Here is a 22,027-nt window from a genome sequence, read left to right as displayed (position 1 = left end):
TCAAAATACTCATTTAAAATTCTAGGCTCAATTAAGACGCGGTATGGTTCTTTCTCGTAAATCAACTCCCCGTCTTTAATAATCCCGTATTTCAATTCCGGACTTTGGGCGACGTCCATCATTACCACGTCAACCTTGTCCGTGCCAAGCGCGCGAGAAATTTTATCCTGGATGGAAAATTTCAAGGCAAAAATTTTATCGGTTTTTCTTTCGCCCGTGTAAATTCCAAAATCGTAGTCGCTAAGCGGCCCGCTTTCTCCTTTAGCTCTTGAGCCGAAAAAATAAACCAGTTTTATTTCAGGGTAAATTTCAAAAATTGGAATTAATTGTTTTATTTCCGCGCTCTTCATCAGCTTTAATCTACCACAAAAGCACAGGAAATGAAAACTTCCAACGGGTCAACTTGCCTTGCTAAAAATGAAATGCTAGGAATGGGGCATGACGCCGGAGCAGGAGGAGAAAATAAGGAAAATATTTTCGGAAAGCCGCTCTTTTGCCATTATCTGCGGTAAGAATTCTCCGGAAGAAACTCTTCTGGCGGCGGAAGCGTTCGCCCGCTTGCTGAAAAACGACGGCGGCCACCAATACTCCGTGATTCAACTGCCGGAAAAAGACACCGCGTTCCGCCAAAAATGGGCGGACATTCTGCCGCCGGACAATAAATCTTCCTTAATCCACTCGTCCTCGATTTTAATCCCGAAAGACAAGGTGGACATCAAAGAAATATCCTACTCCGAGGACGAGCAATACGTAAAAATAAACATAAGCTCAACCAAAGAAGAGGTTGTTGGGGAAAACGTCGTTTTTAAAACCATGCCGGCAAACGTGGACGCGGTCATTTATTTTTCTCCGCGCGCGGAAAACAAGATTGAAGAATCTTTGGCGGCGGAGGCGGCCAAAAAAATAATTTTTCCGCCGGAAGAAAAGACGATAATAATCGCGCCGGCGGCGGAGACGGACACCCTGGCCGGAAAAGTTTACGACATATTGCTGGCTGCCGGAAAATCAGGGAGCCTGCCTGCCGGCAGGCAGGCGCTCCGGGCTGATAAAAATTCCGCTTCCCTGCTTCTGGCTTCTTTGCTGACGGAAACCAGATTTTTAAAAAAGTCGCTTGGCGAGAAAACGGCCGGCATCTTGGCCGCGCTGCTCAAATCCGGCGCCGAGCAAGATAAAATAAGCAAAGTTTTTTTGGAAAAAAGCGACAACGAAGCAAAACTGTTCGGCCGCGCTTTGGCCAGAACAGCTTCCGACGGCGGCCGCGGCTTGGTTTGGACTTTTCTTTCCGAGCAAGACCTGCAAAAAACGGGGCTTATCGGCGCCGGCGAAGCCGTTTTCGCCGGTATCGGCGGCCAGATTTTTGACTTTTACCCGAATGTGTCTTTGGCGGCGGTGCTCTGGCAGAAAAACGATTCCGTAAAATGCCTTATCCGAAGCAGTTCCCCGCGGGAGCGCTCCGGCGCGGCCGAAAAAATCCGGCTGGCGCTGAATTGCGAAGACAAAGGAGCGTATCTGCTGTGCGGGCCGTATAAAAATTTTTCCGAAGCGGAGCTGAAGATAAAAAACGCGTTGAAAGAGGTCCCATAAAAGGATAGAATATATAGTAATAACAACAATGCCCGGTAGGACAAATTATGATGGTTTTGCCGGGCATGACAAAAGTCGCAGTATTAAAAATAAATTGATTGTTTAATTGTTGGAGGTTTGTTGAACTAAAAAACATAGGCAATCATAATTTGTACTAACCGGGATGCCAATCTTTGAGGACGACAAAAAACAAGAGCAAATAGAGGAGATGAGAAAAAAGGAAGCCGAAGACCTGGCTAAAATCCTTTCCCAAAGATACGGCCTGCCATACTTAGACCTTTCCGGAATAACCATAGACATAGACGCTTTAAAGATACTGCCGGAGGCGGAAGCCCGCGAGGCGAAAATGGCCGTTTTCCAGAAAGTCGGCCAGAAGCTCCAGACGGCCATAGAAAGCCCGAATCCGGAAAAAACAAAAAGAACCGTCAAAGACCTTGAAAACAAGGGGTACAAAATAAACCTGTTCATGGTTTCCGAAGAAAGCCTCAAAAACGCCTGGAAGAGGTACGCCGAGGTGCCGCAATACGAAGAAATAGCAAGGGGCGTCATAGACATTTCCTCCGAGAAACTGGAAGAATTTTTAAAGCAAACCTCCACTCTTGAAGATTTGAAAAATATCTTCGTCGCCTCCGCCGCCACCCAGAAAAACCGTAAAATTTCCGAAGTTCTGGAAATAATTCTGGCGGGAGCCATCGCCGCCGACGCTTCCGACATCCACATTGAACCGCAGGACGGCCAAGTGAGGCTTCGGATGAGGCTGGACGGCGTGCTCCACGACATCCTTTCCTTTGATTACAAAGTTTACAACCTCCTCCTTTCCAGAATTAAGCTGGTTTCCGGCCTGAAGCTCAACATCCACAATCAGGCGCAGGACGGGCGCTTCAGCATCAGATTGGCCAAAAAAGAAATAGAAGTAAGATCGTCGGTCATCCCAGAATCTTACGGCGAATCTATAGTGTTGAGAGTGCTCAATCCGGAATCAATAGACATCCGCATGGAAGGTTTGGGCATGGAGCCGCTGTTGTTGAGTATAGTGGAAAAGGAATTAAAAAAGCCCAACGGAATGATTCTAACCACCGGTCCGACCGGCTCCGGCAAAAGCACCACCCTCTACGCTTTCCTCAAAAAAATCTACACGCCGGGCACGAAAATAATCACTTTGGAGGATCCGGTGGAATACCACGTGGAAGGAGTGGTGCAAACGCAGGTGGAGGAAGCGAGCGGCTACACTTTCTCCAACGGACTCCGCTCCATCCTCCGGCAGGATCCAGATGTTATAATGGTGGGCGAAATAAGAGACCTGGACACGGCCAGAACGGCCATGAACGCGGCGCTGACCGGCCACTTGGTGCTCTCCACGCTCCACACCAACAATGCCGCCGGCACGATCCCCCGCCTGGTGGACTTGGGAGTAACGCCGTCGGCCATCGCGCCGGCCGTCAACTTGACGATGGCTCAAAGACTGGTGAGAAAGCTGTGCGACAAGTGCAAAGAAAAAACTCCGGCCAATGCCGAAGAGTCGGAAATTGTCAGAAAAACCATCGCTTCCCTGCCGGAAAATTATCCCAAACCGGAAACGGGCGAAGTTTTTCTCTGGCGGGCCAAAGGCTGCCCGGCCTGCAACAACATAGGATATAAGGGAAGAATAGGCGTTTTTGAAGCCATTTTGATAAACGAGGAGCTGGAGCCGCTTATTCTGACCAGCCCGGGCGAAACGGAAATACTTAAAGAATCAAGAAAGCAGGGCTTGCCGGACATGAAGCAAGACGGCGTGCTGAAGGTTTTAAAGGGAGTGACATCGCTGGATGAATTGCAGAGAGTTGTAGATGTTTAAAAACAAAAAATCCGCCCCGTAAATCTCTAAGCAACACTTTTAATATGGGTACCAAAAGTTTAGAATATCTTTTAAGGATGGTTCCAGAAATCTCCGACAAGTCGGAGCACCAAAACGTCCTTTAAAGGTATTCTGGTATTCCGCCGAAGGCGGAACGTTGCTTAGAGCTTTACGAGGCGGATTAGTTTCGTAGAAGCCTGTGTTTTTTCAATTTCATCACCACCATAGCAGATAATAATGCAAATGTCAAGCCAAAACGCCGATAATTTAAAAAATGGCAAGGCCAGCGCTTTTTTGGACAAAGCGCTGGATCAGACGTTGCGACCCCAAAAATGGGCCGAATATATCGGCCAGGAGCTGATAAAAAAGAACCTGCACATACTCATCAAGGCCGCTTCGGAACGCCAGGAAAACATTGAGCACCTCCTTTTTTACGGCCCGGCGGGTCTGGGCAAAACTACCTTGGCCCATTTGATAGCCAAAGAACTGGGCGCCCAGATAAAAATCACTTCCGGGCCGGCCATTGAGCGCGTGGGCGACCTGGCTTCCATACTTACCAACCTATCCGCGGGCGACATTCTTTTTATAGACGAAATCCACCGGCTCAACAAAACAGTGGAAGAAATTTTATACCCGGCCATGGAATCCCGCTCGCTGGACATCATTATAGGCAAAGGCCCTTCGGCCAGAAGCATCCAGCTAGAACTGCCTCCGTTTACGCTGGTGGCGGCCACTACCAGAATCGCCCTGCTCTCCTCCCCTCTCCGTTCTCGTTTTTCCGGCGGAACCTTCCGGCTAGAATTTTATACCCCCAGAGAGGTGCAAAAAATAATCACCCGCTCCGCCGGCATATTGGGCGTTGTCATTTCTCCGGACGCCGCTGAAGAAATTGCCAAAAGAAGCCGCCAGACACCCCGCTTGGCCAATCATTTTCTAAAACGCTGCCGCGACTACGCCCAGATACACAACAAAAACGAAATTGACGCCGTTTCGGCCAAACAGGCTCTGGACATGATGGAGATAGATGAATTAGGGCTCAATAACAACGACCGCCGGATATTAAGCGTTTTAATAGAAAAGTTCAAAGGCGGCCCCGTCGGCCTGCAAACCATCGCCGCCGCCACTTCCGAGGACGAGGCCACTATTGAGGAAGTGTACGAACCGTACCTTCTCCAGCTCGGCTTTCTGGAGCGCACTCCCCGCGGCCGCGTCGCCACCGAAAACGCCTACAAACACCTCGGCCTGACCCAGATTCAAAAAAACCTGCTGTAATTTATTTGGCTTGTTTTGGCTGTGCCGTTTTGCTATCATTCAAATAATGCAAAAGGAAGAAATAAAAAAGAAAATAGCGGAAGCTATATCAAGCGACCCCGCCAAAAACGATATTGAAAAGGCGTCTTTATTCGGCTCTTTTTTAAACAACAAGGCAAGAAACGACAGCGATGTGGATATTCTTGTTGAGTTTAAGCCAACTGCCAAAATTGGATTTTTTGAATTCGTCCGTTTGCAAAGACGTTTGAGCGATTTCGTCGGGAAAAAAGTTGACCTTTTGACGCCGGAGGCTCTTAGTAAATTTTTTAAAGAGAAAGTTATCAAGGAATCCGAACTTGTCTATGGAGGAAAATAGAGATAATGTTTATCTTCAGCACATTCTGGAAGCGATCGAAAGTATTAACGAGTATTTGCGCGGTCTTGACTATGAATCTCTATTGAAAGACAAAAAGACTATTGATGCCGTGGTGCGTGAACTGGAAATTATCGGCGAGGCGGCCAATAATTTAAGTGATGATTTTAAGAAGAAGCACCCCGAAATTCCCTTTCGCGACATGTCGGACATGCGCAATGTCTTGATTCATGAATACTTCGGCGTAAACACGAAAATCGTTTGGGATACTTGCCAGGACGATTTGCCAAAACTGAAAGAAGTAATAAAGGCCATCATTGTGGCGTAATTGTGTTAACCGTGTACACAAAATCCACGGAGAGAAAATCTCTTGATTCTTGGTTCCTAATTCTTTATTCTTACTTTATGGCCGGGCATAATAAATGGACTCAAATAAAGAGGCAGAAGGCGGTGGTTGACGCCAAGAGGAGCAAGGTTTTTTCCCGCTACGCCAAAATAATCGCTTTGGCCGCCCGCAAAGGCGACGACCCGGGCACCAACTTCGAGCTGCGCGCCGCCATAGACAAAGCCCGCTCCGAAAACATGCCCAAGGAAAACATAGAACGCGCCATCGCCAAAGATTCCGGCAAAAGCGGCGAAGCCCAGCTGGAAAGCGCCCGTTACGAAGCCTACGGCCCGGGCGGCGTGGCTATGATCATAGACGTTATCACCGACAGCAAAAACCGCGCCGTGGCGGAAATAAAACATATCCTTAATGAAAAAGGCGGCAAGTTCGCCGAGCAGGGTTCGGTTTTGTGGGCTTTTGAGTTAAGCGGAGAAAAACCGTCCGCCAAAATAACCGTGGAACTCTCCTCCGCCGACAAAGAGGCGCTGGAGAAACTTATTGAAGCGCTGGAAGAAAGCGAAGATGTGCAGGAAATTTTTACAAATTCAGTGAAAAGTTCATAAAGTTTATAAAGTTCGTAAAGTTAAAATCTAAAATCAAAACTTTCAACTTTATAAACTTTCAACTTTATAAACTTTATGTTAATCCTCGGCATTGATCCCGGATTTGAACGGATGGGTTTCGCCGTTTTGGACAAAAGCGGCCCAAAAGAGAAGCTCGTCTATTCCTGTTGCATTGTAACCAAAAGAAGCGACCCGCACGAAAAACGCCTTTTGCATATCCGCCAAAATTTAAACAAAACAATTTCCGAATTCAGGCCAAAAGTTATGGCGATTGAAAGCCTCTTTTTCGCCGGAAACCAAAAAACGGCCATTAAAGTGGCGGAAGCCCGCGGCGTCGCGCTGTGCGCGGCGGCGGAAAATAATCTGCGTGTCATGGAACTAACCCCTTTGGAAGTAAAAATGGCTCTAACCGGCTACGGAAGGGCGGAAAAGGAACAAGTGCGGAAGATGATCGCGGCAATTTTAAAACTGGAGAAACCGGCCAAGTATGACGATGAAATGGATGCCATAGCTATAGCTTTGGCAGCTTCGCCTCGCCAAATTCAAGCAGATAAATAAAATTATCCACAGCTCCGGCGCAAATTACTTTACATTTTTTTTATTCTTGCTAAAAATAATCAATTATTGGTCGTTTTTAAAAAATATTTAAAAAATAATGGATTTAAATATTGATTTGCCGCTTTTTGCCGCGGCGAAAATCAACAACAGCGGCGACACGGAAGATGAGGAGGAAGACATGAGAGGAACCTTCCATGGAGCCGACGATGAAGACTGGAGCGACGACAGCGACGAAGAAGACGAGATTTACGGCAGCATGTTTGACGAAGAATAAACCCCCGCACCTGTTTAGGTATAGTAAAGCGTGAGCCGATGATTTTGCGTTTACATGTGTGGGGGTAAAACGCTCCAGATATGATTTTAAAAACCATCCCGCTTAAAGCGGGATGGTTTTTATTTCTACCATATCGGCTATAATCAAAACAATGAGAAAGTTTAAAAAAGGCGTTAAAAAGCGGATAATCCGTATTTTACTATGGTTCGCGGCGGCGGCCATGATGCTGGCTGTTTTATCCTCCCTAGCGGTGGTTTACTGGGTCGCTACCCTAAAAATCCCGGACATTGAATCTTTGGGTGAGGTTAAAGTGGCCCAATCCACCAAAATATACGACCGCACGGGCAAAATCGTCCTTTGGGACATTCATGAAGATATCCAACGCACCGTCATTCCAATTGAAAACATTTCCCGCCACGTAAAAAACGCCACCATCGCCATTGAGGACTCTTCTTTCTACCAACATAAAGGAGTTGATTTTCTAGGTATTATGCGGTCGGTATTGGTTGACCTAAAATCGGGAAAATTAAAACAGGGCGGCTCCACTATCACACAACAATTGGTTAAAAACACCCTTTTAACCAAAGATAAGACATTTTCCCGAAAAATTAAGGAAATAATTCTTACAATGAAAATAGAAAAGGTGCTTTCCAAAGAACAAATTTTGGAACGCTACTTGAACGAGATACCTTACGGCGGCAGCAGTTACGGCATAGAATCGGCCAGCAAAATATTTTTCGGCAAGAGCGCCGCCGACATAAACCTGGCAGAAGCCGCTTACTTGGCCAGCTTACCCAAAGCCCCGACCTACTACTCCCCTTACGGAAACCATAAAGAAGAACTGGAAACCCGGAAAAATTTCGTTTTAGGTAAAATGACCTCGCTTGGTTTTATCACTTCCGAAGAAGCGGAAATAGCGAAAGAAGAAAAAGTTGTTTTTGTAAACAAAGGCCAAAATTCAATCAAAGCCGCCCATTTTTCCGTCTTTATCAGGGCTTATCTGGAAGAAAAATACGGCCAGGACGTTATTGAGCAGGGCGGTTTGAAAGTCACCACCACGCTTGATTACGCTTTACAGCAGAAAGCGGAAGAATTGGCGGCCAGATACGCCAAAGAAAACAAGGAGAAGTTCAACGCTTCCAACACTAGCATCGTCGCCCTGGACCCGAAAACAGGCCAAATTTTAGTGATGGTCGGCTCCAAAGATTATTTCAATAAAGAAGACCAGGGAAACTTCAACGTGTCTCTGGCTTACCGCCAGCCCGGATCCGCCATAAAGCCATTTGTCTACGCCGCCGCTTTCAAAAAAGGCTACACCCCGGAAACAACCTTGTTTGACCTCCAGACCGAATTTAACCCTTCCTGTCTGCATAAATACGCCACGGGCACCGTTATAACCGCGCAAAGCTCCAGCGGCGGCAAAGACGAGTGTTATATGCCGGAAAACTACGACAACAAATTCCGCGGCCCAATCAACTTAAGAAGCGCTTTGGCCCAATCTCTAAACATTCCCTCCGTTAAAACTTTATACCTGGCCGGAATCCAAAATTCCCTCAACACCATAAAAGACATGGGTATCAGCTCCTTAAACGACCCGAACCGGTACGGATTGACTTTGGTTCTGGGCGGCGGCGAGGTAAGTTTGTTTGAGCTTACCGGCGCCTATTCTGTTTTCGCCAATAACGGGGTAAGAAACCCACCTATTGGTATTTTAAAAATAGAAGACAAGAACGGAAAAGTTGTTGAGGAGTTCAAAGACCAGTCGCGGCAGGTTTTGGATAAAAACGTCGCTTTGACAATAACCGACATCCTTTCCGACAATAAAGCCCGGACGCCGGCGTTCGGAGAAAACTCCCCTCTTTATTTCCCCGGCCGGCAGGTGGCCGCCAAAACTGGCACCACCAACGACTACCGCGACGCTTGGGTCGTCGGCTACACCCCCAACCTCACCGTTGGAGCGTGGTTCGGAAACAATGACAACTCTTCAATGGAAAAAAAGGTGGCCGGACTGATTGTGGCGCCGATGTGGAACGAGTTTTTAAACGAAGTTTTTAAAACACTCCCGAAAGAAAATTTTGAAAAACCAACCAAAACAAAAACATCAAAACCGGCGCTAAACGGCGAATGGCGCGGGGAGCAAAAATACCTGATTGATAAAATATCCCAAAAACTGGCCACAGAACACACCCCGCCGGAGTTGATTGAAGAAAAAACCCTGACGGAAGTCCATTCCATATTATATTGGTTGAATAAAGATAACCCCAAAGGCGCCAAACCGGAAAAACCGGAACAAGACCCCCAATTCCAACTTTGGGAAATACCGGTCCGGAAATGGGCGACGGAAAACAATATCAAAGACCAGACAATGGACGACATACCGAAAGAAAAAGACGATATCCACAAACCGGAATACCAGCCTAAAATAACTATGGATTACCCAATTAAAGACAATACCTACAACAAAGAAGAGGTGATAAACATCAAAATAACCCAGAAGAGTAAATTTGGGTTAGGGCAGATTGATTTCTTTTTTAATGGAAGTTATATCGGAACGTCAAAAATAAACCCGTTCGGCTTCTCTTTTAAACCGGCGGATTATAATATCACGCAAGAAAAAGCGGAGTTGAAAATAATAGCCTACGATCAGGTAAGAAATAAAACGGAGGTAGTGGTGCCTTTTATGGTAAAATAACCATATAATTAATAAAACTGACCTATCAGGTTTAGATTGCCAACTTGGTAGGTCAGTTTTATTTAAAATCTTATATCTTTGATAACAAATTCGGTTCTCTTGGAAAGCTCATTAAGAATCTCTTGTTTTCTTAAAAAAATCTCATTTTTTAATAAATTGTTTTGTATCTTTATCCACACAACCCCGAAATTAACGTTTATTTCGTTTTCTTTAAGGTTGATATCCAAGCTTTTATTTAAAAAATCAATAATTTTTCTTTTATAATAATCCTCCGGCGGTTTAATTTGGAAAAATTTATTTAAATAATTTGAAATCGAGTTCATGTTAAGTTTATAAAGTTTATAAAGTAGAAAGTTTATAAAGTAGAATTCAATAAATTTATGAACTTTATAAACTTTTAACTAAATACTCATTGGCATCACTAAATATTGGAAAGTGTTGTTGTTTAAACTAGTGATCAGCAATGGCTTCATTTCGCCGCAAAAACGCAGTAAAATATCGTTGTTGTTTACAGCCTGAAGACAGTCCTGGATGTATCTATGGTTAAAAGTTATTTTTATTTTTTCGCCGGTAATTTTAGCCGGTATTTTAACCACACAGTCGCCTATTTCATTATTGGCTGTTTTTAAAACAATAAAATTTTCCTCCGGATTTAAAGAGAAAACTAACTCATTCAACTTTCCGGAAAACATGGCGGTTGATTTCAGAGCGTTGGTAAAATCATTATTTTTCACCACTACGTCGGCGGTAAATTTTTTAGGTAAAATCTGTTGGTAATCAGGAAAAACACCATCAATCAAACGTGAAATGAATTTAATATTATCCGACTCTATGTTTATTTGGTTTTTATTTGTTTTTATTTTTAATTTATCAAAGACACCGTCAAAAATCCTTAGTATTTCAGCGACTGATTTAAACGGCAGTAAAACCTTCCCAAAGTTGTTTAGATTATAATCAAATCTTTTTTCCGCCAACCGGAACGAGTCGGTGGCCGCGAATATTAAACTCGCCGATTTATTGGATTGAATTAAAACCGAGGCTATTTCCGGTTTAATAATTGAGTTGGAACAGGAATACCAGACCGACTTCAAACCGGAAACAAAATCAGCGCAATTAATCACCGACTCATCTTCCGACTTGATTATTGGTAATGTGGGGAAATCATCGGCCGGCTGTCCTTTGATGGTTATAGATGTATTAGATGTGGAAATAATAAGGTTGTTATTTTGCGATTCCAAAGTAATTTCTTCATTTACGGAGTTGTTGGATAAAAAACCGCTTAAAACCGAGCCTGGGATAGTTATTTTACCTTCTTTTTCTGTTTTTGTTGGAATTTCCACTTCTACGGCGGTTTCAAGATTAGTGGCTGTCAGTTTTAAAATTTTGTCGGCGCAATCAAGAAGGATGTTGCTTAAAACAACCAGGTTTAAATTTTTACCCGTGTTTTTCTCGCAAATCTGGACCGCTTCTTTTAATTCATTTTTAGAACAAGTGAATTTCATCCTAATTATCTTAATAAGAATTATTTAATTAAATAAATTTATTACTATTATTATACCTGTGGAAATGTAGATAAGTTTGTTTCATGGCTTAAATTAAAGGTTAAAAGATATCAACACTGTGGATAAAACTGTGAATAATTGTTGATAAATTAATAATAACTTAATGATTAATTTATCTTTGTTTTTAATCTTTAAATTACAAACAATTTATCCAGTAAATTTCCACAATTTTACCAACATATTTATACACAGTTTTTAAACATCATCTCTCTTATGTTATTTATCTCCTGCTCCAGTTTTTTATCACGTTTAATATCTTCACTTATTTTCTTAAAAGCGTGGATGGCGGTGGTGTGATCTTTTTGCCCTAGTCTCCGGCCGATATGAGGATAAGACGTGCTTAAGTCGTTTCTTAATAAATACATTGTTATTTGCCGCGGTTTGACTATCTCCTTCCTTCTTGTTTTTTCCGTCAGGTTTTTTTCCTCAATGTTATAATAGATTGATATTGTTTTTATCAATTGTTCGGCGGTTATAGCGCGCACCGGCTTCGCTTTTTTACTTATTATTTTCTCCACTTCCTCTAAAGAAAGCATTCGGCCTCTGATTTTTGATTGGCCGATGATGGAATTAAGCGCGCCTTCAAGCTCGCGAATGTTTTCTTTAATATTAGAGGCGGTAAATTCTATTATTTCATCGGATAACGGGAAGCCTTTGGTGTTTATTTTAGCCTTTAAAATAGCCAATCTTTCCTCGTATTCCGGTTGGGATATATCAACCATCATTCCTCCTTCAAATCGCGAGCGCAACCTGTCTTCCAAACCGACAATATATTGCGGCGGGCGGTCGGAAGAAAAAACTATCTGGTTGCCGCTATTGTAAAGTGAGTTAAAAACATGGAAAAATTCCTCCTGAATTTTTAGTTTGTCGGAAAAAAACTGAATATCGTCAATTATCAGAAGGCTGTATTTTCTATATTTCTCCTTAAAAATGTTGATGTTTTTGTTTTGGATAGAGCTGACGTAGTCGTTGGCGAAATTTTCCGAAGTAAGGTAGTGAACTTTTGTGTTTTGATTGTTTTTTCTTATTTCATTGCCTATTGCCTGAAGAAGATGAGTTTTACCAAGACCGACGCCGCCGTAAACAAAAAGCGGGTTGTAAACATTACCTATGTTTTTGGAGATGGTTAGCGCCGCCGCGTGCGCCACCTCATTGAAAGGCGCCACAATAAAAGAATCAAAAGTGTATTTAGGATTAAGGTTTGACTCGGAGTCGGTGTAAAATTCATTAAAACCAAGTTGTTCCTCATTGCTCAGTATTGTTTTTAAGGGCTTGTTTTGTTGAATTGTGGTTTGTTTTGCCTGATTTTTCGGCTGGGAAACAATAATGTAGTCTATGTGCCTGATGCTGGAATCCATGTTCCGGATGATCCCGGCTATTAATTTGTTAAATTTAGTGGAGAGCCATTCATGGGCGAAGCTGTTGGGGACATGGATCGCCACTTCCCCGTTGTCGTATTTTCCGATATAAGTGTCTTTAAACCAAGTGGAGAAATTAGCTTTGGATATATTCAACTCAACCTCAGATAAAACATCTTTCCATAATTTTTCGTAATCCAAAGTCATATTGATTAGTATTATACTAAATGTTTTTTCCTTATTAATACTTCAAAAAATCAAAAAGGTGTATATCATCTTAATATCCTGTGGATAACTAGTGAATATTGACTGACTAGGTTATTGTTTTAGACTTAAGAAAATCAAATGCTCTCTAAAGAAAACAGGATGGATAAAGAGACCATCGGCCTGGTTGTAAAGTCAGGCAGAAGTTTTTCTTCCGACTCGTTTAATTTAAAAACAGCGCCAATCGCCGGAGGGCGCAGCCTTTTCGCTTTCGTTGTTTCTTCCAAGGTTTCCAAAAAAGCAACAGAAAGAAATAAACTTAAAAGAAGGGCTAGAAATATAATCAGAAAGGTTTTAAGCGAGGTTAAAAAAGGCGCGGGAATTATTTTCTTCTTTAAAGTAAGCGCCAAAGATAGAACATACCGAGAATTAAAAGAGGAGATGACTAATTCGCTGAAAAAAGCTAGAATATTGCAATGATTTCAAATTTTTACAACACGGTTTTTTACGAGCCGCTTTTAAACGGTTTGGTGTCGCTGGTTAATTATCTCCCCTTTCATGATATCGGCCTGGCTATAATTGTTTTGACCGTCTTGGTGCGTTTTGTCATTTTCCCGTTCACCCACAAATCCACCACCACCCAGATAAAGATGAAAAAGATTGAGCCGCAGCTTAAGGAGATAAAATCCAATTTCAAAAACGACCCCCAGGCGCAGGCGCGCAAAACCATGGAACTGTACCGCCAACACGGCATCAATCCCCTTTCCGGCATCCTGACGTTGTTTATCCAGATCCCGATAATCTTCGCTTTGTACAAAGTTTTTCTTGGCGGGGTTAATTTTGACCAGGAACACATCTATTCTTTTGTGTCCATTCCGGAAAACATCAACACAATGTTTCTTGGTTTGGTGGATGTAACCAAAAACAACAGCTATGTAATAGCCTTTTTAGCCTCTTTGTCGCAGTTTTTCCAGATGAAGCTAGCCATGCCGCCGCTTAAAAAGGAAAAACTCGGAGATTCTTTCAAAGACAGCCTGGCGAAAAGCATGAACGTGCAGATGAGATACGTGATGCCGGTGTTCATATTTTTCATCGGTCTAAAGTTTTCCGCCGGCGTGGCTCTTTATTGGACGACGATGAATGTTTTTGCTATAGTACATGAAGCCATAGTGCGCAGAAAGGCGGAAAAAATATATGGAGAACCAAGTCAAAACAATAATATCGCTGCTGGAAGAATTTCTTGACAAAATGACCATCGCCGGCAGTGTGGAGTATGTTAACGGCGACGGAGACTGCGTCTTCTCCATAAAAACCAAAGAATCGGGAATTTTAATAGGCGAAGACGGCAAACATCTCATCGCCTTAAATCATCTGGTTAAAAAAATGGCCGAAAACCGGTTTAAACAGGAAAATCTGGAGAAACTGGCTTTCTTTCTTGATGTAAACAACTATCAGATCAAGAAAATAGAAGAAGTCAAAAATATGGCCAGAATGAACGCTCAAAGAGTAAGATTTTTCAAAAAAGAGATAGAGATGGACCCGATGTCGTCTTACGACCGCCGGATAGTCCACGCCGTTTTGGGCGAATATCCGGACATTAAGACGGAAAGCGTCGGCGATGAGCCGTACCGCCGTGTGGTGATTAGGCCGCTAGCTTAATCAGAATTACAAATTACGAATTAAGAAAATTCTTGATTCTGAATTCTTGATTCATTATTCTGTTTTTATGCTTGAAATTAAACTATTGCCGACTTCAGAAGTGGAAATTTCCGGAGAAATACCCTCCGGCGATTTTATGTCCGGCCGCAGCCGGGCGCTTAAAGAACTGGCCGATAATATAGAAATAGACGGCTTCAGGAAAGGCAAAGCGCCGGAAAATATTCTGCTGCAAAAAGTGGGTATGGATGCGCTTTTGGAAAAGATGGCCGTTATCGCCCTGGAAAAGGAGTATGTAAAAATAATAGAATCCCAGAAGATAAAAGCCATCGGCCGGCCGGAAATAACCATAACTAAAATGGCGGAAAACAACCCGCTGGGCTACAAGATAAAAACCGCCGTTCTGCCCGACATCACCCTCCCAGACTACAAAAGCATAGCCGCTAAAACAATAAAAGAGACGAAGAAAGAAATAATAGTGGAAGATAAAGAGATGGAAGACATAATTGAGCGTTTAAGAAAATCGCGAGCTTCAAAAAACGATAAAAGAGAGGAAATCTTGCCAGAATTAAATGACGATTTCGCTAAAACACTAGGCAAGTTTGAAAATCTGGAAGCGTTGAAGAAAACTATTAAAGAAAATCTCCTGGCGGAAAAGAAGGTTAAGGAAAAAGAAAGAATGAGAATGGAAATTTTGGAAAAAATTACGGAAAAGGTGGAAGAAGTGATGCCTAAGCTCCTGGTTGAGGCGGAAAAAGGCAAAATGATGGAAGAAATGAAGATGAATATCCTTCAAATGGGGCTAAAATGGGAAGATTATCTGGCGCACATCAAGAAAACAGAGGAAGAATTGCGCAAGGATTGGGAAAAGGACGCGGAAAAACGGGTGAAACACGGCCTTATTCTTGAAGAAATAGCCGCGAAAGAAAAACTGGAAGCCACGCCGGAAGAGCTGGAAAAAGAAACAAAAGCGATCACGGAATACTATAAAGGACTGGGCAAAGAAATTGACCCGCAGAGGACGAGAGATTACCTGGTGGGTGTGATCAAAAACGAAAAGGTTTTTAAGATATTGGAAAGTCAGTAGAAATTCGCAAAGTAATTCAAAACCGACCTGCCAGGTTTAGATTGCCAACCTGGCAGGTCGGTTTTTATTGACACAGAGGCCATAAATCGGTTATTATGTTGCTATGTTAATACCAACAGTTATAGAAAAATCGCAATTTGGGGAGCGAGCGTATGATATCTACTCCCGCCTATTGAAGGAAAGAATCATTTTTCTTTCCGGGCCGATCACGGATGCAACAGCCAATACGGTCATCGCCCAGCTATTGTTTCTCCAGCACGAAGACCCCAAAAAGGACATTTATTTGTACGTAAACTCCCCGGGAGGCTCGGTGACGGCCACTTTGGCAATGTATGACACCATGAAGCATATTAAGCCGGATGTTTCCACCATCTGCGTCGGTCTGGCCGCTTCGGGCGCCGCCATAATCCTGGCCGCCGGAACCAAGGGCAAAAGGTTTGCTTTGCCCAACGCGGAGGTGATGATCCATCAGGTTATGGGCGGAGCGGAAGGTCAGGCCACGGAGATAGAAATTACGGCCCGCCATATGATAAAAATAAAAGACCGGCTCAATAAAATTCTCGCCGAGCACACCGGCCAACCGATTAAAAAAATAGAAATAGATTCCGATCGTGATTTCTATATGGATGCCGAAGAAGCCAGAAAATACGGAATGATAGACGCAGTTCTCAAAGAAAAAAGCGGGAAGTAGATAGAACATCAAGGTGTCGCCTTGCAGCAAGGCGACACCTTGATGTTTAAGCCGCATTTTTTAAATTTATACTATCTTCCCAGTCAAACTCTTCCCCGTCATTTCTGCGGGTTTTTCCAGACCAAGGAGTTCTAAAACCGTCGGGGCGACGTCGGCCAATGTGCCTGAAACGTTTTTATATTTTTCCGCCACTTCCCTTTCGCCTATGGGTGTTTCTTTCTTAAAATCTTTGCCAATGATGAAAAACGGCACCGGATTAAGCGAGTGTTTAGTTTTGTCTTCTCCGGAATTGTATCGTTTCTCTTCGGCGTTGCCGTGATCGGCGGTGATAATCATTACCCCGTCTGTTTCGTTTATAACGCGGGTGATTTTACCCAGACACTCGTCAATTTTTTCTATGGCTTTGATTGTCGCTTCAAAGTTGCCGGTATGGCCCACCATGTCGGCGTTGGCGAAGTTGGCGGCGATAAAATCGTATTTGGCCAGATTGTTGACGATATTGGCGGCTATTTTGTCCGAAGACATTTCCGGCGTTTGGTCGTAATGGCCGTTTTCCGGGGACGGCACCAAAACCCGGTCTTCTTTGGGAAACGAATCCTCTGTTCCCCCATTGAGGAAGTAAGTGATGTGGGCGTACTTTTCCGTCTCGGCGGTATGGAGCTGGCTTAGGTTGTTGTTGGAAATTATTTCGGCCAGAGAGTTTTTTACTTCCGCCGATTTAAAAGCGGCCGGACAGGATCCGCCGCTGGAACCGGAAAAACAAGGCAACCTTTTGTCATACTCGGTCATTGTGGCGAAAAACAGGTTATTCAGCTTCTTTTTCGGAAAAAACTGGAACGAATCGTCCATAAACGCCTGGGTCAGCTGGCGGACGCTGTCCTCGCGGAAGTTAAAGAAGATTACCGCGTCGCCGTCTTTAATTCTACTCGCTTTTTCCGTTTCAAGAGCCGTGCCAGGCTCAACAATGTCGTCCGTGAGACCTTTTTCATATTGACTTTGGATATAAAGCGAGGCCGATTCAAAAGAATTTCCGGCATTCTCCGTCAAAAGTTCGTAAGTCTTCTTTGTTTTTTCCCAGTTGCCGTTTCTGTCCATGGCGAAACCGCGGCCTATGATTGAAGCGATTTTGATTTGCGGCTTATCCGCCAGTATTTCCTCCAGTTTCCTGTAAAACTCGCCACCCTCCCGCTTGTGGGCGTCTTTGCCGTCGGTAAAAAGGTGTAAGAAGGCCGGAGTGCTGTTTTTTTCGGCGAAGTCCGTCAAAGCCAAAAGGTGTTCGGAGTAGGCGTGGACGGTGCCGGTGGAAAAAAGGCCGATAAGGTGAAGAGCGCCGCCGGTTGTTTTGATGTGTTCCAGAGCTCCTAAAAAAACTTTGTTTTCGTAAAAAGAGCCGTCTTTTATGGCGGAAGATATTTTGGGCAGGTAGTTGTTGATTATCCGCCCCGCCCCTATCGTCAGGTGCCCCACTTCGCTGTTGCCGGAAACGCCCCACGGCAAGCCGACAGCCAGTCCGGAAGCTTGCAAAGAGGTGAACGGATAAATTTTCTCAAACTCCCGGAAGTTGGGCATCTTGGCTTCAGACCAGGTCGAGGCCGCCATGTTCCCTGGGGCGCCAAAGCCGTCCAAAATTACCAGGACTACGGGGCGATAAGATTTAGGCATATCTAATTTTAACATTAAAACATCAAGGCGTCGCCTTGGAGAAAGGCGACGCCTTGATGTTTTGAAATACAGGGTGGACAAAAACAGTTAAATCAAGTAGCATTAAGTTAAAATTTATTGATTTAACCAAAGTTTTATGTTTACGCTTGCCATGGTGAAAACTTTTCAAATTTATGGACCTAACCAAAGTATTTCTTTTGGCCGGGTTTTCCGGCTTTGGAGGGTTGGCGATAGGATACTTCTTTCACGTCCTGCTGACGCTTCAGAAAAAAAATTCGGTAGACTTAAAAACAAAACAACTTCTTTTAGAGGCTAAAGATAAGGCTCAAAACACACTGGAAGACGCCGGCAAAAAGGCCCAGCAAATATTGGACAGCGCCAAAAACGAGGAAAAAAACTCATTATTGCAGGTGCGCAAACTGGAAGAAAGGGTTCTGCAGAGGGAAGAAAATTTAGAAAAACAAAGAGTTCTGGTGGAAAAAGGCAACGCCGAAATCCAGGAAAAACTGGAGAAGCTCAAGAAAAAGAAAGAGGAATTTGAAGTAATAGAAAAACAAAAACTGGAAGAATTGCAGAAAGTCGCCTCCCTTACCGACGCGCAGGCCAAAGAGGAACTGTTGAAGCTAGTGGAGAAAAAAAGCGAAGAGGATATTTTAGGCCGGATGAAGAAACTGGAAGCCATGGGGCGGGACGAGTTTGAGCGCAAAGCTCGCGATATTCTCATCAGCTCTATCCAACGGCTGGCTTCTTCCACGGCGTCCGAGGTGACAACGACCACCGTGCCTATCCCCTCCGACGATCTCAAGGGTAAAATAATCGGCAAGGAAGGCCGCAACATCAGAGCGCTGGAAAGGGCGGCGGGTGTGGAAATTATCGTTGACGATACGCCCGGCTCCATTGTTATTTCCGGTTTTGACCCGATAAGGCGGCAGACCGCCAAAATGGCTTTGGAGAACCTGGTTCTGGACGGCCGAATCCAACCGGCCCGGATAGAAGAAGTGGTGGAAAAAGCCCGCATGGAAGTGGATAAGACGGTAAAGCAAAAAGGCGAAATGGCGGCCTACGAAGCCGGAATCATAGATCTTGACCCGAGGCTTTTGGCCGTTTTGGGGCGGCTCTACTTCAGGACCAGTTACGGCCAGAACGTGCTCCAGCACTCGGTGGAGGCGGCTCATTTGGCCGGACTCTTGGCGGCGGAACTTAAGGCGGACGTGAATGTGGCCAAGAAGGGGGCTTTGCTGCACGACATAGGCAAAGCGATGGACCACGAAGTACAAGGAACGCACGTGGACATCGGCCGCAGAATCCTGCAAAAATTCAATGTTGATGAAAAAATAATAAAAGCCATGCAGGCGCACCATGAGGAACATCCGTTTGAGACGGTGGAATCGGTGATCGTGCAGGTGGCGGACGCCATTTCCGGCGCAAGGCCGGGCGCTAGGCGCGATTCGCTGGAAAATTACCTGAAGCGGCTGGAAGATTTGGAAAATATCACCAAAACTTTTGAGGGTATAGAGAAGTCTTACGCCATCCAGGCGGGGCGAGAAATAAGGGTTTTTGTGGTGCCGGAGAAAATTTCCGACTTGGAGGCCAAGAAAATGGCCCGAGACATCGCCGACAGAATTGAAAGAGATTTGAAGTACCCTGGAGAAATCAAGGTGACGGTAATAAGAGAAAACCGGGTGGTGGAATACGCAAGATAAAATTTTCAATTATCAATTCACAATTTTCAATTAAAATTGACAACCAAAAATTGAAAATTTTTAAGGCTATTGCCTAAAAAACGGCTTAATATATAATGGAATTAAATTAAAAAGTCGACATTAGAAGATAATTATCAAATAATGACGGCAGCAGGCATTATGCCGGTTGCCAAAGTTGCTAAAAATAATATGAACAAATCAGACTTAGTTGACGCCATTCATTCCGTCACTGGCGGAACCAAGACTTCAGCCGAGCAAGCGATGGAGAAAATAATAGAATCCATCACTTCTTCTTTGAAGAGAGGCGAAGAAGTTTCCATCTCCGGACTTGGCATTTTTGTCGCCAAGGACAGAGCGGCCAGGCAAGCCCGCAATCCGCGGACCGGCGAGATGGTCAACGTTCCGGCCATGAAAGTTCCCAAATTCAAACCGGCCAAGCACCTCAAAGACGCGCTGAAATAGATTTTTATACTCTAAGCAGTTGCGAAAAAATTCTCCCGATTTCGGGAGAATTTTTTTCTCTTATAATCTTACAGAGTAATGAAGCCGCCTTTTTCTTAAATTTCCAATGAACAATTTCCAGTTTTCAATCAATGATTCAATGACTTAATTTTCAATTGGAAATTCTAAAATTGAAAATTCAATGAAAATTGATTATTGATTATTAAAAATTAAAAACTTAGTCATAAATGCTATACTTGATTAATGCCGCACAACCTCAAAGAGCTTCACCGGGAGTTTCTTGAATATTTAGAGGTGGAAAAAGGCCGCAGCCTAAAAACGGTAGAAAATTACGACCGGTATTTGAGTAAGTTTTTGGGCTTTGCCAAAGTTTCCTCCCCTTCCCAAATAGACGACGAAACTGTCAGGAAGTACCGCCTTTTCCTTAACCGCGAAGAGAAAAACAGCGGCGGTAATTTAAATAAAAAAACGCAGAATTATTACTTAATCGCCTTGAGGGTTTTTCTTAAATATCTGGCCAAGAGAAACATTGCCTCCCTGCCGCCGGAAAGGATTGAGCTGGCCAAAACGCCGCAAAGGGATTTGGATTTGATAACGGCAGAGGAGTTGCAAAGACTTCTTGACGCGCCGCTCATGGTGGCTGGCGGAGGAAAAAGCGCCTCCTTGAGAACGGTCATAACGGGGAATTCTCCGGAGGCATCTTTTTCCTCCGCCAGCCAAAAAAGCAATGGCAACAACCCAAGAAATTTGCGCGACAAAGCCATTTTGGAACTCCTTTTCTCCACCGGCTTGCGCGTTTCCGAGCTTTGCGCTTTAAACCGCGACTCTTTCAGCGAAGCTAAAAACGGCGAAATTTCCATCCGCGGCAAGGGTGGCAAGATAAGAGTAGTTTTCATATCAGAAACAGCCAAGCAAGCGCTTAAAAATTATTTGGACAAGAGAACAGACACGGAAGAAGCATTGTTTGTATCAGCCGGAACTGGGAAAGTTGGTTTCCGGAGAATTCCCCGTTATGACCGTTCTCAAGGAAACCAATTTCCCAGTTCCGGCAATGTTTCTCGCCTTACTCCCCGCTCCGTGGAGCGCATGATCAAACAACGCGCCACAGAAGCTGGAATTTCCAAAAAAGTCACGCCGCACGTCATCCGCCACTGCTTCGCCACCGACCTACTCTCCAACGGCGCCGACATTCGCGCCGTCCAAACCATGCTCGGCCACTCCAACATCTCCACCACCCAAATCTACACCCACATCACCGACAAACAACTACGGGACGTGCATAAATCGTTTCATAATAAAGGGAGAAAATAAAAAATGGCCGGATGAGTTTTAACTCATCCGGCCCAAGACTTAGTGTTATTGGTAAATGTAAAAGTTTAAAATCGCGGAGGGATATGCGGGTAGATAGTCGTTCCTCCATGCGGAATATTTTCCGCTTGACGTAACCCTTCCCCTGCAGTCATAACGCTGCACCCAGATCCTGCCATAATATCCGGCACTGGCCGTAGCAGGGAATTTATACAGCAAAATTGTTCGCAGGTAGTTCCAGAAATATACGGTTCCACCCGCTTTTTTCTCGTTCCCGCTACTGGATACCTCATACACAAAACCGCTGATGTTTGTGTATGTTCCTCCAGATTTTGGTTTGGGGTTTAGTTTCAAGACAAAGTAAGCATCAGAGACCATATCAAGCATGGCAGAGTCAGCTTCATCGGCCATCAACGCATTTAATGCCTCACCTGCTTTGTGTTTATGCCCTTGCTCTATGAGGCATATTACGTTCCCGTAGGCGACATACTTTTCTCCGATTGTTCTCATTTGCGCCTCCCGGATCAAATGAAGAGCCTCCTCTCTCTTTGATGAAGCTAAGGCATCATCATTGTTCATAAAAAATAATCCCGCAACCACAAACAAAATCACCAGCAAATACTTCATACTGCCCTCCTTAGCAGATTTTAAAAATCCGCGGGATCGCGTGATCCTGCGGTGTAATCTTTATTTCAACGTACTCATTTTACAACCCAAACAGTCTATATAGTATTAACTTTTTGTCAATCCCCTACTTCACCCACCATTTTTGGCGGATTTCTTTGATTTCGGCCTGCTCGATGGATTCTTTTTTGTTTTT

Annotated in this window: 22 protein-coding genes; 17 read left to right on the top strand and 5 right to left on the bottom strand. The window is 44.1% G+C overall.

Going from position 1 to position 22,027, the window contains the following annotated elements; translation table 11 throughout:
- On the bottom strand, nt 1-350 hold a 350-nt coding region (locus HUT38_00260; protein NUQ56922.1), incomplete at its 3' end, for a nucleotidyltransferase domain-containing protein.
- Between the two features lie 88 nt (nt 351-438).
- Here HUT38_00260 and HUT38_00255 point away from each other — a divergent pair.
- The 9 genes from HUT38_00255 (at nt 439) to HUT38_00215 (ending at nt 9,514) form a co-directional block, all read left to right on the top strand.
- Nucleotides 439-1,584 (top strand): hypothetical protein, encoded by a 1,146-nt coding sequence (locus tag HUT38_00255; protein ID NUQ56921.1) that lies wholly within the window; start codon nt 439-441, stop codon nt 1,582-1,584.
- A 163-nt stretch (nt 1,585-1,747) separates the two neighbouring features.
- On the top strand, nt 1,748-3,418 hold the full coding sequence (locus HUT38_00250; protein NUQ56920.1) for a type II/IV secretion system protein: 1,671 nt from the start codon (nt 1,748-1,750) through the stop codon (nt 3,416-3,418).
- A 237-nt stretch (nt 3,419-3,655) separates the two neighbouring features.
- Complete coding sequence (gene ruvB, locus HUT38_00245) at nt 3,656-4,690, top strand: Holliday junction branch migration DNA helicase RuvB (protein NUQ56919.1); 1,035 nt, start codon at nt 3,656-3,658, stop codon at nt 4,688-4,690.
- Nucleotides 4,691-4,736: 46 nt separating this feature from the next.
- Nucleotides 4,737-5,045: a nucleotidyltransferase family protein gene (locus HUT38_00240; GenBank protein NUQ56918.1), complete on the top strand. Its 309-nt coding sequence runs from the start codon at nt 4,737-4,739 to the stop codon at nt 5,043-5,045.
- Nucleotides 5,032-5,370, top strand: a complete 339-nt coding sequence (locus tag HUT38_00235) for a DUF86 domain-containing protein (GenBank protein NUQ56917.1) — start codon at nt 5,032-5,034, stop codon at nt 5,368-5,370. Before HUT38_00240 ends, HUT38_00235 begins: the two co-directional genes overlap by 14 nt.
- 77 nt (nt 5,371-5,447) lie before the next feature.
- A complete protein-coding gene (locus HUT38_00230; GenBank protein NUQ56916.1) occupies nt 5,448-5,990 on the top strand; it encodes a YebC/PmpR family DNA-binding transcriptional regulator in 543 nt (180 codons plus the stop codon).
- 75 nt (nt 5,991-6,065) lie between these two features.
- A complete protein-coding gene (ruvC, locus tag HUT38_00225) occupies nt 6,066-6,548 on the top strand; it encodes a crossover junction endodeoxyribonuclease RuvC (GenBank protein ID NUQ56915.1) in 483 nt (160 codons plus the stop codon).
- A 97-nt stretch (nt 6,549-6,645) separates the two neighbouring features.
- On the top strand, nt 6,646-6,822 hold the full coding sequence (locus HUT38_00220) for a hypothetical protein (GenBank protein NUQ56914.1): 177 nt from the start codon (nt 6,646-6,648) through the stop codon (nt 6,820-6,822).
- A gap of 151 nt (nt 6,823-6,973) precedes the next feature.
- Nucleotides 6,974-9,514: a penicillin-binding protein gene (locus tag HUT38_00215; GenBank protein NUQ56913.1), complete on the top strand. Its 2,541-nt coding sequence runs from the start codon at nt 6,974-6,976 to the stop codon at nt 9,512-9,514.
- 401 nt (nt 9,515-9,915) lie between these two features.
- Here HUT38_00215 and dnaN read toward each other — a convergent pair whose 3' ends face one another.
- Both dnaN and dnaA read right to left on the bottom strand, forming a co-directional pair.
- Complete coding sequence (gene dnaN / locus HUT38_00210; GenBank protein ID NUQ56912.1) at nt 9,916-11,016, bottom strand: DNA polymerase III subunit beta; 1,101 nt, start codon at nt 11,014-11,016, stop codon at nt 9,916-9,918.
- A 242-nt stretch (nt 11,017-11,258) separates the two neighbouring features.
- The gene (gene dnaA / locus HUT38_00205) at nt 11,259-12,641 is read right to left on the bottom strand and encodes a chromosomal replication initiator protein DnaA (GenBank protein NUQ56911.1); all 1,383 of its coding nucleotides are present in this window, start codon (nt 12,639-12,641) and stop codon (nt 11,259-11,261) included.
- A gap of 138 nt (nt 12,642-12,779) precedes the next feature.
- On the opposite strand from dnaA, the gene rnpA reads away from it, so the two are divergent.
- From rnpA to HUT38_00180, 5 genes are all read left to right on the top strand, one after another.
- Complete coding sequence (rnpA, locus tag HUT38_00200) at nt 12,780-13,118, top strand: ribonuclease P protein component (GenBank protein NUQ56910.1); 339 nt, start codon at nt 12,780-12,782, stop codon at nt 13,116-13,118.
- A complete protein-coding gene (locus tag HUT38_00195; GenBank protein ID NUQ56909.1) occupies nt 13,115-13,882 on the top strand; it encodes a membrane protein insertase YidC in 768 nt (255 codons plus the stop codon). Before rnpA ends, HUT38_00195 begins: the two co-directional genes overlap by 4 nt.
- A complete protein-coding gene (locus tag HUT38_00190) occupies nt 13,833-14,297 on the top strand; it encodes a hypothetical protein (GenBank protein ID NUQ56908.1) in 465 nt (154 codons plus the stop codon). The genes HUT38_00195 and HUT38_00190 overlap by 50 nt, the downstream gene beginning before the upstream one ends.
- A 67-nt stretch (nt 14,298-14,364) precedes the next feature.
- The gene (locus HUT38_00185) at nt 14,365-15,381 is read left to right on the top strand and encodes a hypothetical protein (GenBank protein ID NUQ56907.1); all 1,017 of its coding nucleotides are present in this window, start codon (nt 14,365-14,367) and stop codon (nt 15,379-15,381) included.
- A 103-nt stretch (nt 15,382-15,484) separates the two neighbouring features.
- Complete coding sequence (locus HUT38_00180; protein ID NUQ56906.1) at nt 15,485-16,072, top strand: ATP-dependent Clp protease proteolytic subunit; 588 nt, start codon at nt 15,485-15,487, stop codon at nt 16,070-16,072.
- Between the two features lie 66 nt (nt 16,073-16,138).
- Here the strand turns inward: HUT38_00180 and HUT38_00175 are convergent, their stop codons facing one another.
- Nucleotides 16,139-17,749 (bottom strand): 2,3-bisphosphoglycerate-independent phosphoglycerate mutase, encoded by a 1,611-nt coding sequence (locus tag HUT38_00175; GenBank protein ID NUQ56905.1) that lies wholly within the window; start codon nt 17,747-17,749, stop codon nt 16,139-16,141.
- A gap of 158 nt (nt 17,750-17,907) precedes the next feature.
- Between HUT38_00175 and rny the strand changes: the two genes are divergently transcribed.
- The 3 genes from rny (at nt 17,908) to HUT38_00160 (ending at nt 21,210) form a co-directional block, all read left to right on the top strand.
- Nucleotides 17,908-19,437 carry a ribonuclease Y gene (gene rny / locus HUT38_00170; GenBank protein NUQ56904.1) on the top strand — a complete coding sequence of 510 codons (1,530 nt, stop codon included), beginning with the start codon at nt 17,908-17,910 and terminating at the stop codon, nt 19,435-19,437.
- Nucleotides 19,438-19,626: 189 nt separating this feature from the next.
- The gene (locus HUT38_00165; GenBank protein NUQ56903.1) at nt 19,627-19,899 is read left to right on the top strand and encodes an HU family DNA-binding protein; all 273 of its coding nucleotides are present in this window, start codon (nt 19,627-19,629) and stop codon (nt 19,897-19,899) included.
- Nucleotides 19,900-20,142: 243 nt separating this feature from the next.
- Nucleotides 20,143-21,210 carry a tyrosine-type recombinase/integrase gene (locus HUT38_00160; protein ID NUQ56902.1) on the top strand — a complete coding sequence of 356 codons (1,068 nt, stop codon included), beginning with the start codon at nt 20,143-20,145 and terminating at the stop codon, nt 21,208-21,210.
- Between the two features lie 45 nt (nt 21,211-21,255).
- Here the strand turns inward: HUT38_00160 and HUT38_00155 are convergent, their stop codons facing one another.
- Nucleotides 21,256-21,834: a hypothetical protein gene (locus HUT38_00155; protein NUQ56901.1), complete on the bottom strand. Its 579-nt coding sequence runs from the start codon at nt 21,832-21,834 to the stop codon at nt 21,256-21,258.
- Between the last annotated feature and the right edge of the window lie 193 nt (nt 21,835-22,027).

It is taken from the genome of Candidatus Paceibacter sp. (assembly GCA_013360865.1).
Taxonomy (GTDB): domain Bacteria; phylum Patescibacteriota; class Minisyncoccia; order UBA9983; family UBA9983; genus SURF-57.
Note: the sequence above shows the minus strand (reverse complement) of the source record. Positions and strands in the feature narration are given on the sequence as shown.